Origin of the sequence: Bacillus sp. UMB0893, from assembly GCF_002858905.1 — a bacterium.
Lineage (GTDB): Bacteria > Bacillota > Bacilli > Bacillales > Bacillaceae > Bacillus_P.
In genome coordinates, this window is sequence record NZ_PKLB01000003.1 from 325951 (window position 1) to 341542 (window position 15592).

Annotated in this window: 16 protein-coding genes, 1 tRNA gene and 1 riboswitch; of the genes, 1 reads left to right on the top strand and 16 read right to left on the bottom strand. The window is 40.3% G+C overall.

Features of this window, described 5'->3' with window-relative positions; translation table 11 throughout:
* Nucleotides 1-397: 397 nt before the first annotated feature.
* From CYJ36_RS09515 to CYJ36_RS09570, 12 genes are all read right to left on the bottom strand, one after another.
* A tRNA-Arg gene (locus tag CYJ36_RS09515) sits at nucleotides 398-474 on the bottom strand.
* Between the two features lie 125 nt (nucleotides 475-599).
* Nucleotides 600-1112, bottom strand: coding sequence for a metallophosphoesterase (locus tag CYJ36_RS09520; RefSeq protein WP_101567026.1), 513 nt, complete (start codon nucleotides 1110-1112; stop codon nucleotides 600-602).
* 18 nt (nucleotides 1113-1130) lie between these two features.
* A complete protein-coding gene (locus CYJ36_RS09525; RefSeq protein WP_101567027.1) occupies nucleotides 1131-1718 on the bottom strand; it encodes an XTP/dITP diphosphatase in 588 nt (195 codons plus the stop codon).
* 4 nt (nucleotides 1719-1722) lie between these two features.
* Nucleotides 1723-2481, bottom strand: a complete 759-nt coding sequence (gene rph / locus CYJ36_RS09530) for a ribonuclease PH (RefSeq protein WP_101567028.1) — start codon at nucleotides 2479-2481, stop codon at nucleotides 1723-1725.
* 119 nt (nucleotides 2482-2600) lie between these two features.
* On the bottom strand, nucleotides 2601-3683 hold the full coding sequence (locus CYJ36_RS09535; RefSeq protein ID WP_374702794.1) for a GerMN domain-containing protein: 1083 nt from the start codon (nucleotides 3681-3683) through the stop codon (nucleotides 2601-2603).
* A 182-nt stretch (nucleotides 3684-3865) separates the two neighbouring features.
* Nucleotides 3866-4663 (bottom strand): glutamate racemase, encoded by a 798-nt coding sequence (racE, locus tag CYJ36_RS09540; protein ID WP_101567029.1) that lies wholly within the window; start codon nucleotides 4661-4663, stop codon nucleotides 3866-3868.
* A 9-nt stretch (nucleotides 4664-4672) separates the two neighbouring features.
* Nucleotides 4673-5125, bottom strand: a complete 453-nt coding sequence (locus tag CYJ36_RS09545) for a MarR family winged helix-turn-helix transcriptional regulator (RefSeq protein ID WP_101567030.1) — start codon at nucleotides 5123-5125, stop codon at nucleotides 4673-4675.
* A 347-nt stretch (nucleotides 5126-5472) separates the two neighbouring features.
* The gene (gene gerE / locus CYJ36_RS09550; protein ID WP_029279253.1) at nucleotides 5473-5697 is read right to left on the bottom strand and encodes a spore germination transcription factor GerE; all 225 of its coding nucleotides are present in this window, start codon (nucleotides 5695-5697) and stop codon (nucleotides 5473-5475) included.
* 135 nt (nucleotides 5698-5832) lie between these two features.
* Nucleotides 5833-6300 carry an acyl-CoA thioesterase gene (locus CYJ36_RS09555; RefSeq protein ID WP_101567031.1) on the bottom strand — a complete coding sequence of 156 codons (468 nt, stop codon included), beginning with the start codon at nucleotides 6298-6300 and terminating at the stop codon, nucleotides 5833-5835.
* Between the two features lie 69 nt (nucleotides 6301-6369).
* Nucleotides 6370-7134 carry a succinate dehydrogenase iron-sulfur subunit gene (gene sdhB, locus CYJ36_RS09560; protein WP_101567032.1) on the bottom strand — a complete coding sequence of 255 codons (765 nt, stop codon included), beginning with the start codon at nucleotides 7132-7134 and terminating at the stop codon, nucleotides 6370-6372.
* Nucleotides 7135-7138: 4 nt separating this feature from the next.
* The gene (gene sdhA, locus CYJ36_RS09565) at nucleotides 7139-8899 is read right to left on the bottom strand and encodes a succinate dehydrogenase flavoprotein subunit (RefSeq protein ID WP_101567033.1); all 1761 of its coding nucleotides are present in this window, start codon (nucleotides 8897-8899) and stop codon (nucleotides 7139-7141) included.
* Nucleotides 8900-8929: 30 nt separating this feature from the next.
* Nucleotides 8930-9538 carry a succinate dehydrogenase cytochrome b558 subunit gene (locus CYJ36_RS09570; protein ID WP_101567034.1) on the bottom strand — a complete coding sequence of 203 codons (609 nt, stop codon included), beginning with the start codon at nucleotides 9536-9538 and terminating at the stop codon, nucleotides 8930-8932.
* A 327-nt stretch (nucleotides 9539-9865) separates the two neighbouring features.
* Between CYJ36_RS09570 and CYJ36_RS09575 the strand changes: the two genes are divergently transcribed.
* Nucleotides 9866-10300, top strand: a complete 435-nt coding sequence (locus CYJ36_RS09575) for a YslB family protein (protein ID WP_142382698.1) — start codon at nucleotides 9866-9868, stop codon at nucleotides 10298-10300.
* A gap of 159 nt (nucleotides 10301-10459) precedes the next feature.
* On the opposite strand, the gene CYJ36_RS09580 is transcribed toward CYJ36_RS09575, so the two are convergent.
* The 4 genes from CYJ36_RS09580 to CYJ36_RS09595 form a co-directional block, all read right to left on the bottom strand.
* Nucleotides 10460-11692 carry an aspartate kinase gene (locus tag CYJ36_RS09580; RefSeq protein ID WP_101567035.1) on the bottom strand — a complete coding sequence of 411 codons (1233 nt, stop codon included), beginning with the start codon at nucleotides 11690-11692 and terminating at the stop codon, nucleotides 10460-10462.
* A 130-nt stretch (nucleotides 11693-11822) separates the two neighbouring features.
* Nucleotides 11823-12003: riboswitch (Lysine riboswitch) on the bottom strand.
* Between the two features lie 67 nt (nucleotides 12004-12070).
* Nucleotides 12071-13843: an excinuclease ABC subunit UvrC gene (gene uvrC / locus CYJ36_RS09585; protein WP_101567036.1), complete on the bottom strand. Its 1773-nt coding sequence runs from the start codon at nucleotides 13841-13843 to the stop codon at nucleotides 12071-12073.
* Nucleotides 13844-14089: 246 nt separating this feature from the next.
* Nucleotides 14090-14404: a thioredoxin gene (gene trxA / locus CYJ36_RS09590; protein WP_101567037.1), complete on the bottom strand. Its 315-nt coding sequence runs from the start codon at nucleotides 14402-14404 to the stop codon at nucleotides 14090-14092.
* A 165-nt stretch (nucleotides 14405-14569) separates the two neighbouring features.
* Nucleotides 14570-15547 carry an electron transfer flavoprotein subunit alpha/FixB family protein gene (locus tag CYJ36_RS09595; RefSeq protein ID WP_101567038.1) on the bottom strand — a complete coding sequence of 326 codons (978 nt, stop codon included), beginning with the start codon at nucleotides 15545-15547 and terminating at the stop codon, nucleotides 14570-14572.
* Nucleotides 15548-15592: the final 45 nt, after the last annotated feature.

The following is a 15592-nucleotide window of genomic DNA, read 5'->3' on the forward strand; positions in this document are numbered from 1 at the left end:
TAGGGAAAGTAGCCCTTTTAACTGAGATTGTATTTAGCAGAAAAAAGGTGATCATTATTTTAGTTTTAAAGTTTGGCCTAGGAGCTGGTAAATTTGAACACCTGAGTTTATACTTCCGCAGGATTACAAAACAAGCATCTAAAATAGTAAAACTGGTATTCAGATTATAAAATACATCACGCGGAGAATAAGTACTCGATTTAGGATAATAAGCCGTGGATTTTGCTCGGATGGATGCCCTGATACTTTGAAGTATGTGCTTTCATATTACTTTCTTTCACAAATGGCCAAGTGCAGCTAGAAAAGTGGATTTCGAATTAAGAAACGGATCAGACCAAAAAAAATAAAACAAAAAACTTCTTCCGATCAAATCGAAAGAAGTTGTATGTATTTAGTATGGCGTCCCAGGAGAGATTCGAACTCCCGACCGTACGCTTAGAAGGCGTATGCTCTATCCGGCTGAGCTACTGGGACATCTTCATTTGTGAACATCGTGATAATGTATCAGCGACATTTTTTATTATATGTTCCTTCACGATAAAAGTCAATAACTTTTTCAATATTTTTATGAAAGAGGGAAAAATATCCCTCTTTCATGATTATACTAGCTCAAACCTTTGAGTCATGCTGGTTACAAGAGAACCATTTGGCTCGTAAAAGGTCAATTCCGCTACTTTATTTTGTATTTCTAATATAACATATGTTTTTTCATTTCGCATCCGCGGAAGTCTGATGCTGCCAGGATTGATGAAGAGAATATTGTCGACATATTCCGCTCCAGCAACATGGGAATGGCCAAAGCAGACAATCTTCGCAGCATGTTCAGCCGCACTGTATTTCAAGTTCATAAGGGTCGATTTTACATTGTGCAGATGTCCGTGAACAACAAAGAAACGGTATCCATCGACATCTTCAATGACTTCATTTGCAAACCGCTCTTCATAGTCACAATTTCCTCGGACAGCAGCAAACCCCTGTATAGCAGAATGATCGGCCTCTAGCTCGGAATCCCCGCAGTGAAACATCGCATCTGTTTCCCTTTGATGCCGTTCCCTGATTTCTTGAAGCTCATCCGTTAATCCGTGGCTGTCACTGATAATTAATACTTTCATGGTTAAAACTCCCCATCGTCAGGCTTGTAACAGTTTCGCAAGCTTTTGCAGCGCAACTGCACGATGGCTGATTTTGTTTTTTTCTTCCTTTGTCAATTGCGCCATCGTTTTAGCTTTATCTTTTACTAGAAAAATGGGATCATAGCCAAATCCATTTTCCCCGATTGGTTCATTCGTAATATAACCTTCAACAGATCCCTCTACTGTAATCGTTTCCCGGCCTGGTTCTGCAAGTGCAAGCGCACATCGGAATCTTGCATTCCGTTCTTCTTTTGTAATGCCATTTAATTTATTCAGCACTTTTTCAATATTTGCAGCATCGTTCTTATCAACACCTGCATAACGGGCTGAATAAATACCCGGTTCCCCTCCAAGAAAGTCGACAGATAGACCTGAATCATCCGCTATCGCCATTTTTCCATACATTTTTGAAATGGCTTCAGCTTTAAGTACGGCATTCTCTTCAAAAGTAGAGCCTGTTTCCTCGACATCAGGCGACTCTTCAAGATCAAGCAAAGAAATTGCCTTCAAATCATACGCTGACAGAATAGACTGGAATTCAACTAACTTTCCTGCATTTTTCGTTGCAATAATAACTTCCTTCATAGACTCATCCCTTTCCATCTTTTTGATCGATGATTTTTAGAGCTAAATCTCCAAGGGCCTCCATTTGAATTGATATGAGTGACTTAATCCCTTTTTCAGCTAAATCAAGCAATTCATTGAGTTCTTCTCTTGAAAAAGTTGCTTCTTCCCCAGTTCCCTGAAGCTCTACAAACTTTCCTGAAGATGTCATTATGACATTCATATCCACCTCAGCCGATGAATCCTCGATATAATTTAAATCTAAGATCTCACCTAGCTTTGAATCAATTCCGACTGAAGTTGCTGCAAGAAAATCAGTAATTGGCAGTGTGCTTATTTTTTTCTGAGATATAAGCTTTCCAAGTGCTAGTGTCATGGCTACGAAAGCTCCAGTGATGGATGCTGTTCTTGTCCCGCCATCTGCCTGAATGACGTCACAGTCAATCCAAATCGTTCGTTCGCCTAATTTATCCAGATCGACAACTGCACGCAAGGCTCGTCCAATTAAACGCTGAATCTCCATTGTGCGTCCGGTTATTTTACCTTTTGAAGATTCCCTGATTGTGCGCTGTTCCGTTGCACGGGGCAGCATCGAATATTCCGCTGTGATCCATCCTTTACCTTCCCCCCTCATAAAAGGAGGTACCCGGTCTTCAATGCTTGCGTTGCAAATGACTTTCGTATCGCCAACACTGATTAGCACAGAACCTTCAGGGTGCTTCACGAAATCCGCCACTATTTGAACTTTTCTTAACTCATCTTGTTTGCGTCCATCATGTCTCATCTTATTCCTCCGATCAATCCTAGTGCTGATCAAACTATTTATGTATAAACAATAAAGAAGAGGCAGCGCTTATGACTACCTCTTTTGTTCTCTTTATATAGTATATCAAAAATGGATGATTAAAAACTACCTGTGTTCACATTGACTGGACGAGAGACCGGCTCTGCAATTTTTTTGCCGTCTTCATTCACTAAATCCGCTTTTCCATCAACCGTTAAAACGACTTCTTCAATACCAGGCTGTTCTGTCAGTGATAAAACAAGAGAGTTCAGAACATGCTTAGACACCATCTTTTTCTCTTCATCAGCACTTCCATAGATTGATTCATTGAAATTAAGTGTTACCGTTCCATCTTCAACCTTAGGTTCATCCAGCAGTTTCACACTAGGCTCAAATGTACTGAGCAGTGCACTTGCAATCGAAGGGCCCTCTGTCAATTCTTTGACAACAGCTGCGATTGGATCTTTTTCATCATTGCTGATCCTTGTTGTAACAGGGACATAGTATTCCTGATCATTGTGCTGTGCTGTAAAATATACGGTCAGCGGTTTTGTATTTGTAATGTCCATGACATCTGCTGTATCAAAGTTAATTCCATCCGCACGGCTTAATTCACTGCTGATAGGCGTGCCATTAACCGGCATTTCCTTCTGTTCATGACCATTGATCATAATCTTAACCGTTTTTACAGAATCAAACTGCGTCAGCGTCCACGTAATGGATTGAAGGATTTTGAGCTCATCCTCAGCTTGATAGTTTTTAAATTCTTTTGAAAAGTCAACGATAGCTGTTCCATCTTTTACATTTACATCAACTTGAGTATCCTGCGGAATAACAGCTCTGAAACCATCAGGAAGGATATTGCTGACCGGTCCGCCTGCAACAAGGTATTCCAGCACTTGCTTTGCTACGCCTTCTTGCTTAGGCAAATCAAATGATTGGGCGACGACCAATCCATTGCTGTCAATTAAGTATAACTGCCTAGTATTCGTTTGAGCTTTTTCTTCTCCTTTTTCACCTGCAGCTGATTCTTCTTCTTTCAGTGTATCTTCGTTTACTTTATCACCATCTTCTACATACGAAACATCTTGCGGAGGATCTAATTCTTTTGGTTTTTCTCCGCCGAATAATCCGCATCCTGACATGAGCAGCGTCGAGGTAATAACTGTAGCAGCAATCTTCATGTTTCTATTTTGAGACATACAATTCCCTCCTAAGGCAGTTTGTACTACTATGTATACGAGCTCATTGATGTTTTAGACCGAATTTGAAAAGAAATTTTGTACGAGCAGATGGAGTATGTTTTAAATCGTTTTCTAGAGGAAATTAAGACCTTAAGATGTTTCCAAAAAGAAAAAGGAACCGATATCGGCTCCTTTTTTGACTATAATGTGATAGATCTTACATTTTCAACAGGCTGCTCAAATAATTGAGAAGCGATTCGCTGGAAAAGCTCCTTTGATCCTGTTGTTAAAAACAAATGTTGATTTTCAGCCCGCGTTTGATTTAAAGCATCTTTATAAGACAGGATTGTACTGACTTCACGAGCCGTTTCGTCTCCTGAGCTGATAATTTTTACCTTAGGTCCCATATACTCTTCAATTATTGTTTTTAAAACCGGGTAATGAGTACATCCAAGGATAAGCGTGTCAATTGGCTGATCCCTTAATGGAAAAAGAGATTCCTCAACGATGGATACCGCGTACTCATTTTCGTAATCGCCGCTTTCAACTAACGGTACGAAAGAAGGACATGCCAGACTTTCCACTTCAACGGTATTTTTAATTGTTTTGAGAGCATTCTCATATGCTTTGCTTGCAACCGTATTAACCGTTCCGATTACGCCTATATGATTATTTCTAGTTACTTTAATGGCTGTACGGGCTCCGGGGAAGATGACACCTACAACTGGTATGTCCAGTTCATCCTGAATTTCCTTCAATGCAATAGCGGTAGCTGTATTACATGCAATAACAAGCATTTTTATATGATGATTCGATAAGAGATAATTCGTCATTTCCCACGTGAATGATCGTACCTCTTCAAGCGGCCTCGGTCCATATGGACACCTTGCCGTATCACCCAAATAGATGATGTCTTCATTTGGTAATTGCCTCATGATTTCGCGTGCAACGGTAAGTCCGCCGACACCGGAATCAATGACGCCAATCGCTCTGTTCAAAAAATCGCCTCATTCTTCTCTCATTTCTTGATGTAATTTCAATAACGACTTTTCAAGTTCTACTATTTCCTGCATGTCATAATTTTTTAAGACATTTTTTAAGTATTGTTGACGTTCATGAATTACTTCTTCGATGATGCGCTGCCCCTCTTCAAGCAAATGCACCTGCACAACACGGCGGTCATTTGGATCCTTTATCCTTACGACAAGCTTATTTTTTTCCATGCGATCGACCAGATCCGTTGTGGTGCTGCAAGCAAGATACATCTTATTTGATAATTCACCAACCGTCATGTCACCAAATTCGGAAAGCCACTGCAGGGCCACAAACTGAGGCGGTGTAATCGGAAATTGATTGAGAATTTCTCGGCCCTTCTGTTTAACCATTACAGAAATATGCCTTAGTGACTTCTCCATATCCGCTACCATTTTATCACTTAATACATCATTATGAACTGTCATCTGCAACCCTCACTCATTCAATCTGACCGCACGAAATAAAACAAATTCTGCGATTGTGCGTATCACATACATTTTCTATGTTTTTGAGGAAAAATGCAAGTTTCATATATTTAACCGATATGGGAAATTGGAATTGCAGGCTCTTTTCAAACCCACTTTTGCTTTCATTCATACTTTTTGTATTCAATCTTTATATTAAGATTGCCCTTTATGTTTTAGATCACGTAATCCTAATGATAGACGTGAATAAGTCTATCTTCGGAAAACATCCATTTATGCGAACACAGTCTTCTTTTTTAACGAAAATAATAACCGGCTACCCTTAAATCAAGGTCAGCCGGTACGTATTAGAGCTCAAGTTCACCCATACGAAGGAGCTCAACAACAGCTTGTGATCTCCCCTTTACCCCAAGCTTTTGCATCGCATTGGAAATATGGTTCCGAACTGTTTTTTCACTAATAAAGAGCTCGCCCGCTATTTCTTTCGTTGTTTTGTCCTGAACTAATAATTCGAAAACTTCTCTCTCTCTTTTCGTGAGTAATGGCTTTGATTGAAACTCTTTCTCTTTCAAGAATTGTAACCCTCCTTGCTAGGTGCGAGCCGATCTAACGAATGGGTATAAGATTAGTCAACATATAGTATGTGCTCACTGCAAATGGGGTGACAGGAATCTTGGCTGAAATCCTTTTATTTCCGAGTCCATTTTTCAGGTTGCAAATACTTCAGATTGCGTGAGCATCTTCTTTTCCAATTCAAGAAACGGTACACTTTTTCCATTGTATTTCGAAATTTGCACAACGGTGCCTCGTCCTGTAAAACAAACGTCATCTTTTTCATTAACTGCACAATAATGAAGGTCCAATGAAGAATTGCCGATTGAAGCAACTTTTACATAAAGGCGAATCGTTTCATCAAAAAAGACTTGCTTCACGTAATCACATTGAATGTCTGCAACAACAGGAATAAGCTCGCTGTCTTTTTTTAGCCAGTTTTGCATGAGTCCGGCATGCTTAAAAAATTCAATCCGTGCTTCTTCAAAATATGAAATGGATGAAGTGTTGTTCATGTGTCCGAACATATCTGTTTCGGAAAAACGGACTTTTAAAGAATAATAGAACGAAAAGGATTCTCTCCATTGATTCAAAGGTGAATGTATGTATGATATTTGTTTCATTTTCTCTCCTCAATTCTAAAAAACACCTCTTCATCGTGATGAAGAGGTGTTCTCTTTTTATAAAATAAATTAAACTTGATCACTGCCGAAGAAGTTTTTGAATGCCTGGAATGTCGTATCTCTATTAAGTGCTGCAATCGATGTTGTCAAAGGAATTCCTTTTGGACATGACTGCACACAGTTTTGCGAATTTCCGCAATTGGCAAGACCGCCATCTCCCATAAGAGCCTCTAAGCGTTCAGACTTATTCAGCGCTCCTGTTGGATGTGCATTGAACAAACGAACCTGTGAAAGTGGAGCAGGACCGATAAAATCTGAATTGCTGTTTACATTTGGACATGCTTCTAAACAAACGCCGCAAGTCATGCATTTTGAAAGTTCATAAGCCCATTGGCGTTTTTTCTCAGGCATGCGCGGACCAGGACCTAAATCGTATGTTCCATCAATCGGTATCCATGCTTTTACCTTTTTCAAGGAATCGAACATGCGGCTGCGGTCCACCTGCAAGTCACGAACGACAGGGAATGTTCTCATCGGCTGAAGTCGAATTGGCTGTTCAAGCTGATCGACAAGTGCTGTACAAGACTGACGGGGCTTTCCGTTTATGACCATGGAACATGCACCGCAAACCTCTTCAAGGCAGTTCATATCCCAAGTAATCGGAGTCGTTTCTTTCCCTTGTGCATTGACAGGATTTCTTCTGATTTCCATAAGGGCTGAAATGACATTCATATTCGGACGGTATGGAATCTCAAACGTTTCATCGTAAGGGGCTTCTCCTGGCTGATCTTGGCGAGTGATAATAAAACGAACTGATTTTTTCTCAGAGCCCATTTTTTTATTCCCCCTTTTTCTTCTTCGAGTAGTCACGTTTACGCGGTTCTATTAAACTTACATCCACATCTTCATAATGGAACTGAGGTGCAGCTTTTTGGCCGGCAAACGTTGCCATCGTTGTTTTCAAGAATTCTTCATCATTACGCTCTGGGAAATCAGGCTTATAGTGAGCACCGCGGCTTTCATTACGGTTATATGCACCTAGAGTTACGACGCGGGACATTTGCAGCATGTTCTGCAGCTGTCTCGTAAATGTTGCACCCTGGTTGCTCCATCGCGCTGTGTCATTAATATTGATATTGTCAAAGCGCTCTAAAAGCTCTTGAATTTTTTCATCTGTTTTTAACAATTTATCATTGTAGCGTACAACTGTTACATTGTCAGTCATCCACTCACCAAGCTCTTTGTGAAGAACATAGGCATTTTCTGTACCATTCATGTTCATAATGCCCTGCCATTTTTCTTCTTCCTGCACAACATGTCCATCAAATAGGGACGAAGAAAGGTCCTCAGCAGACACATCAAGGCCGCTGACATATTCTACTGCTTTCGGTCCAGCTACCATTCCCCCGTAGATAGCTGACAGCAATGAGTTTGCTCCTAAACGGTTTGCACCATGCATCGAATAATCGCACTCTCCCGCAGCAAATAAGCCAGGAATGTTTGTCATCTGATCGTAATCAACCCATAATCCGCCCATTGAATAATGAACAGCAGGGAAAATCTTCATAGGAAGTTTTCGTGGATCATCGCCCATGAACTTCTCATAGATTTCAATAATACCGCCAAGCTTTATATCAAGCTCTTTTGGATCTTTATGTGAAAGGTCTAGGTAAACCATGTTTTCGCCATTGATTCCAAGCTTCTGTGATACACACACATCAAAAATTTCACGTGTCGCAATATCACGCGGTACAAGGTTTCCGTATGCAGGATATTTTTCCTCAAGGAAGTACCACGGTTTTCCATCTTTATATGTCCATACGCGTCCGCCTTCACCGCGGGCTGATTCGCTCATAAGTCGAAGCTTGTCATCTCCCGGAATGGCTGTTGGATGAATTTGAATAAATTCTCCGTTTGCGTAATTTACACCTTGCTGATAGACAATGGATGCCGCTGATCCAGTATTAATGACTGAATTTGTAGATTTTCCGAAAATGATTCCAGGTCCGCCAGTAGCCATAATGACAGCATCTGAGCGGAACGATTTAATTTCCATCGTTGTCAGGTCTTGTCCAGTAATTCCACGGCATACGCGATCATCATCAATAACTGCGCCAAGGAATTCCCAGCCCTCATATTTCGTTACTAAACCGGCAACTTCATAACGGCGCACTTGCTCATCAAGCGCATAGAGCAGCTGCTGGCCAGTCGTTGCACCTGCGAATGCTGTACGGTGATGCTGTGTTCCTCCAAAACGGCGAAAATCAAGAAGACCTTCAGGTGTACGGTTAAACATAACTCCCATACGGTCAAGCAAGTGAATAATGGAAGGAGCAGCCTCGCACATCGCTTTAACAGGGGGCTGATTCGCAAGGAAGTCCCCGCCATATACAGTGTCATCAAAATGCTCCCAAGGTGAATCTCCTTCACCTTTTGTATTTACAGCTCCATTAATCCCGCCCTGTGCACAAACAGAATGAGAACGCTTAACTGGAACTAAAGAAAATAAATCTACATGAACGCCGGTTTCTGCAGCTTTAATCGTAGCCATGAGGCCCGCTAAACCGCCGCCGACGACTATAATTCTACCTTTACTCATCTGGCCCACTCCCTTTGATTCTTGTACTCATCAAACAAATGCAAAAATAGTGCTTACTCCAACGTAGGATAATGCTAGGAAAAGTGCGATCGTCACATACGTTGAAATTAATTGAGATCTTGGAGTTACTGTAATTCCCCAGCTGACTGCAAATGACCACAGTCCGTTTGCAAAGTGGAAAATTGTAGAAACAACACCGACAATATAAAAGACAATCATAAATGGATTACTGAAAATGGATGCCATCATATCAAAATTAACATCCGCGCCAAATGCGGCTGCAATTCTTGTTTCCCATACATGCCATGAAACGAAGACAAGTGTGATAACACCTGAGATTCGCTGAAGCATAAACATCCAGTTGCGGAAGTAGCCAAACTTGCTTACATTGTTTTTAGCTGTAAAAGCAATATAAATTCCGTAGATCGCATGATATAAAAGCGGCAGGAATATAATAAATGTTTCCAGAACAATTCTAAATGGCAAGCTTTCCATAAAATGTGCAGCATTATTAAACGCTTCTTCTCCTCTTGTTGCAAAGTTGTTTACAACAAGATGCTGAATTAAGAAGACGCCAACCGGGATAACTCCAAGCAAAGAATGAAGTCTTCGGTTTAAATATTCTCTGTTTCCAGCCATCTGACATTACCCCCTAGTAATCTTAAAATCTTTTTTTTAATGTTTCTCCTATTCCCGGCAACCTTTTAAGTAAATAAACATTGTATGATAAAATGTGACAAATTTATTGTACTCCCAACAAGTTACAGCGTCAAGAAAACGCGTTCATAAATTTTAATTTTGTGACAAGTCGTATTTTTCACCTATTTTTATTTTCTTAAAATACTTTCAGGGCACGATTGTTTCATGCGATTTACTAATATTGCATGTTCTTATTCACTCAACATGAGATATAATAAATGCAGAAAGAGGGGGAAGAATGTGAAAAAAACGAGCGAACAAATTGACATGACACAGCTGCGGGATATGGAAGTACCTGCTTTCGCATATGAGCTGCTAAGAGAGGTGCTCATTCCTGATATTCTGGGACGGGACTCAGCATCCATGCTTTACTGGTCTGGAAAAAGTCTTGCCCGAAAGTACCCCGCTGAATCCATCGAGGAGCTCATCGCTTTCTTTTCTGCAGCCGGCTTTGGAACTCTTTCATTGGTACATAAGAAAAAAGATGAAATGGAATTTCAATTGGAGAGCGAATTGATCAAAGCCAGATTCAAAGCGATGAAAGAGCCTTCCTTCCAGCTGGAAGCAGGATTTTTAGCACAGCAGCTGCAGCGCATGAATAAGCAAATTACTGAAACGTATGAACAAGTGAAAAAACGGGCGGATAAAGTTGTCTTTACAGTAAAATGGGATTACAAAGATATGGAATTTAACAATGATTAAAGGGATGGGTCATTGCGGCCCACCCCTTTAATTTTTTTGCACTTTTCTAAGACAGAAATCCTTTTTAGGAAGTTAAACCTGTTTTCTGCCGATGATTCTATACAACTTATTAGAAATGAACAGGATTTTTAAGGAAAACAACTATCTGTGCGAAGTTTTTTATACGGCCGGTGCAGGCTGTTTGGATAATTCAAAGGCATCATGCAGGGCTTCCACTGCTTTTACCATATCATCATGCCCTATAACCGTTGATACCTTGATTTCAGAAGTGCTGACCATTTTAACTTCGATTCCTTCCTGTGCAAGCACATGAAACATTTCTGCTGCAACACCAGGATTTGAAACCATGCCAGAACCAACAATTGATACTTTAGACAGACCATTTTCCGATTCTATTTTTTCAAAGCCCAATTCTGACTGATGCATTTCAAGAACGTCGACTGTTTCTGCTACATCACCTGTTTTTACAGAAAAAGATAATGATGCTGTGTTGCTGTCCGTTGAACTTTGAATAATAATATCAACATTAAGTCCATGGCTTGCCAGTGTTTTAAAGATAGTGGAAAGCGACAATAAATTATTAGGCAATCCGCAAACAGTCACTCTTGATACTTGGTCTTCAAACGCGATTCCTCTTACTACTAAATTTTGTTCCATCATTGTTTCCTCCTCAATTAACGTGCCGCTTTCTGATTCTAAACTGGATCTGACTTCTAAAGGAACTCCGTAATTTTTTGCAAATTCAACTGCTCGCGGATGTAAAACACCAGCACCTAAATTAGCAAGCTCGAGCATTTCATCATAGGAGATGCCGTCAAGCTTTCTTGCAGTTTTCACTAAACGGGGATCGGTCGTGAAGACTCCCATTACATCTGTGTAGATATCACATTTATCAGCTTGCAGGGCAGCTGCCAGTGCAACAGCCGTTGTATCTGAACCGCCTCGTCCGAGTGTCGTAATCTCACTCCCGTCTGCAAATCCTTGAAATCCGGCAACAACTGCAATCTTTCCCTTCTGCAGCTGATTTTTTATTTTTTCAGAATCAATCCCAGTAATTCTTGCATTGCCATGAATATGTTCAGTTTGAATTCCAGCCTGCCAGCCAGTATAGGAGATTGCATCAAAGCCTTGTGCTTGAAGAGCCATCGTTAAAAGAGAGATGGTCACTTGTTCACCAGTTGTAAGGAGCATGTCCATTTCACGCTTACTCGGTTTACTGCTGATTTCTCCTGCAAGAGAAACTAGATGATCGGTTGTTTTTCCCATTGCCGAAACCACTACTACGATATCATTGCCTCTTTCTTTCTCTTCAATTACTCTTTGTGCAGCATTCATAATTCTTTCAGGAGATCCAACAGATGTTCCTCCAAATTTTTGTACAATTAATCCCATATCAGCCTCTCACCTTTCTAGTATGTTTGATCGTCAGCAGGTAAAAGGGAGAATCTCAGAAAACGCAAAAAAAGCAATGAGATTCTCTATCTCATTGCTTGCATAAACGAATATTGGGAATTCATTCATACAATGAGATAGCACTCCAAGAAAAACATCTTCTTGACAATTTTACGTTTGTTTAACGCAAAACCAGCAATAAAAGAAATGGCTCTATTATCACTTCGGCGACTCTTCCCTTTCACCCAGCTTCACAGGAATCCATTTTCCTCTGATGAGCTACTCTTGAAGGTCGCACCTCTACCATCATTTAACGAACTAAACGATCTGGTTATGAAATTAGTTAGAATTGTAGCAAAGATTTTCGATTCATGCAATCTATTCTTGCAATTTTGTTAAGATCAGCTGTGCCGTGTTTGCGGGCATACCTGCTGCAATCAGCTCATCAAGGCTGGCTTCTTTCATTTTCTTCACAGAACCGAAATGCTTTAATAGTGTTTTTCGGCGCTTTTCTCCAACACCAGGTATATCATCCAAAATGGATTGAAAGGCAGTTTTCCCTCTTGTCTGTCTATGGAAAGTAATCGCAAAACGATGCACTTCATCCTGAATTCTTTGAAGAAGATAAAATTCCTGGCTGTTCCGCTCAAGCTCAATGACAGTTGGCGGACTTCCCAACAATAAGTTTGAGGTCCTGTGCTTATCATCTTTAACTAATCCTGCGACTGGAACAGATAAACCGAGCTCATTTTCAAGAACATCCTGGGCAGCGGCCAAATGCCCTTTTCCCCCGTCAATAATGATTAAATCAGGAAGCGGCAGCTCGTCTTTAAGAACCCTTGAATATCTTCTTCGTACAACTTCTCGCATGGATTCATAATCATCTGGTCCCTGTACGCTTTTAATTTTATACTTTCGGTATTCTTTTTTTGCAGGCTTGCCGTCTATAAACACAATCATTGCTGATACAGGGTCTGTTCCTTGAATATTGGAGTTATCAAAAGCTTCAATTCTTGCAGGAGTATAGATACCCATTTTCTCTCCAAGCTGGTCGATCGCTCTTATCGTTCTTTCTTCATCCCGTTCAATGAGTGAGAATTTTTCTTTTAACGCAATTTTTGCATTTTGATGAGCAAGCAGCACTAAATCCTTCTTCTTTCCCCGTTTCGGATGAATAGCAGTAACGTGCAGAAGCTGTTCTGCCATTTCATTGTCTACGCTGTCAGGCAGAAGGATTTCTTTCGGAAGAAAATGATTGTTTTTTGAATAAAATTGGCCGAGAAATGTTAAGAACTCTTCATCTGGTTCCTGGTAAAGCGGGAACATTGCGATATCCCGTTCAATTAATTTCCCCTGTCGGATAAAGAAGACCTGAACACACATCCAGCCCTTATCATAGGAGTAGCCAAATACATCGCGATCCACAAAATCATTCATGGTCATTTTCTGTTTTTCCATTGTCGCATCAATATGCACGATCTGATCTCTATACTCTTTCGCCCGTTCAAAGTCTAAGTTCTCAGAAGCAGTCAGCATTTTTTTAGATAGTTCTTCTTTAATTTGCTTAAAACCGCCATTCAGGAATCGGGTCATTTCTTCGACCATTTGCCTGTTTTGCTCAGGTGTTACTTGATAAACACAAGGTGCCAGACATTGTCCCATATGATAATACAGGCATACCCGGTCAGGCAGAGTTGAACATTTTCTTAACGGATAAAGTCGGTCAAGAAGCTTTTTCGTTTCTCTGGCAGCCTGAACATTTGGATATGGTCCAAAATATTTCCCTTTATCTTTTTTGACATTTCTTGTCACGATAAGCCGCGGATGCCGTTCAGCTGTAATTTTGATAAAAGGATACGTTTTGTCATCCTTCAGCATGACATTATATTTAGGATCATGCTTTTTGATTAAGTTCAATTCTAAAATCAGAGCCTCGATGTTTGAGGAAGTTACAATATATTCAAAGTCTCTAATTTCACCTACAAGTCTTAATGTCTTTCCATCATGGGATCCCGTAAAGTAAGACCGCACCCGATTTTTAAGTACTTTCGCTTTTCCCACATATATGATTGTGCCGAAACGGTCTTTCATTAAATAACAGCCCGGCTGATCTGGCAGAAGTGCAAGCTTCTCTTTTATTAATTGCTCCATAGCGGACACTCCATTGTCTTAATCTTTTAACTGAAATTTTCGAAGTTATCTTTTTTACTATTTACTCCTATTCCTTATATTGTATCATTTAAGAACTTTCTCGTCTGTTTCGAACTGCGGCGAAAATCATTTCCTGAGCAATAATTGACATTTTTTTCAGCAAGGAGAGGTCATGATGGATTGTATAAGGGGATAAAAAAGAGGCCCAGATCAGGGCCCCATTTTCTTTTTAAATCAAATCAATTATTAGGCATGTTTATTTAATAATTCAGCTAAAGCTTCTTTCGGCTGGAAGCCAACTGTTTTATCAACAACTTCGCCATTTTTGAAGACAAGCAATGTTGGAATGCTCATTACTCCGTATTTACCAGCTGTTTCTTGGTTTTCGTCTACATCAAGTTTTACGATTTTAACTTTATCTCCTAATTCTTGATCTAGCTCTTCAAGTACTGGCGCAATCATTTTACAAGGTCCGCACCAAGGAGCCCAGAAATCAGCCAATACTACGCCTTCACTTGTTTCAGTTGAAAAGGTTTGATCTGTTACATTTGTAATTGCCATTATATTTTCCTCCTAATAGTTTAAGTTATTGAATGCCTAAAGTATAGCATTAAAGAATCTGACCTGCTAATTTTTTGCTCAAGTTTACTTTTCCCTATCTGTGTAATGAAAAACATACTTTCTTTCATAATAAAAACACGCCGCTGGGAGCGTGTTTTTAATGGATCAAGAATGCACTTTTAACTTTTTAAATTCTTCTGTCAGTAAAGGGACTACTTCGAAAAGATCCCCGACAATTCCATAATCGGCAACTTTGAAGATATTGGCCTCTGGATCTTTATTGATCGCAACGATTACTTTAGAGTTGGACATTCCCGCTAAATGCTGAATCGCACCAGAAATTCCGCAAGCAATGTATAAATCAGGTGTTACAACTTTTCCTGTTTGACCAATTTGCAGTGAATAATCGCAATAATCTGCGTCACATGCCCCGCGGGATGCGCCTACTGCTCCTCCTAGGACATCCGCAAGCTGTTTGAGAGGATTGAAGCCGTCTGTACTCTTAACACCGCGGCCGCCTGCCACAATCACTTTAGCTTCTGATAAATCCACACCTTCTGATGCTTTCCTGACTACTTCTTTCACGATTGTGCGAAGATCCTTGATTTCAGCAGAAACAGAAGATACCTCACCTGTTCTAGACTCATCTTTTTCAAGAGGAGCAATGTTGTTTGGTCTGATCGTTGCGAAAATAGTTCCATCTGTAACGATCTTTTTCTCAAATGCTTTACCTGAATAAATTGGACGTGTGAAAACAGCATTGTCTCCTGCAATCTCAATTTCTGTAGCATCTGAAATGAGTCCGGACCCAATTTTAGCTGCAATTTTCGGCGACAAATCTTTTCCTAAAGCCGTATGACCGAATATAATTCCTTCTGGCTTCTCAGCTTCAATTACAGCAAGCAATGCCTGAGAATAGCCATCAGGTGTATACGTTTTCAATTTTTCATCCTCAACAGTGATCACTCGATCTGCACCATAATGAATCATTTCTTCAGCAAGTGATGTCACGCTGTCTCCAAGTAAAACAGCCGTTACTTCGCCGCCTTCAGATATTGTTTTGCCTGCTGCGATTGTTTCAAAAGAAACATTGCGCAGTGATTGATCACGTACTTCTCCCAATACCAGTACTTTTCTTGCCATAATAAAGTCCCCCTGTTATACGTTTGATTGAAAAAATCCGCTTTA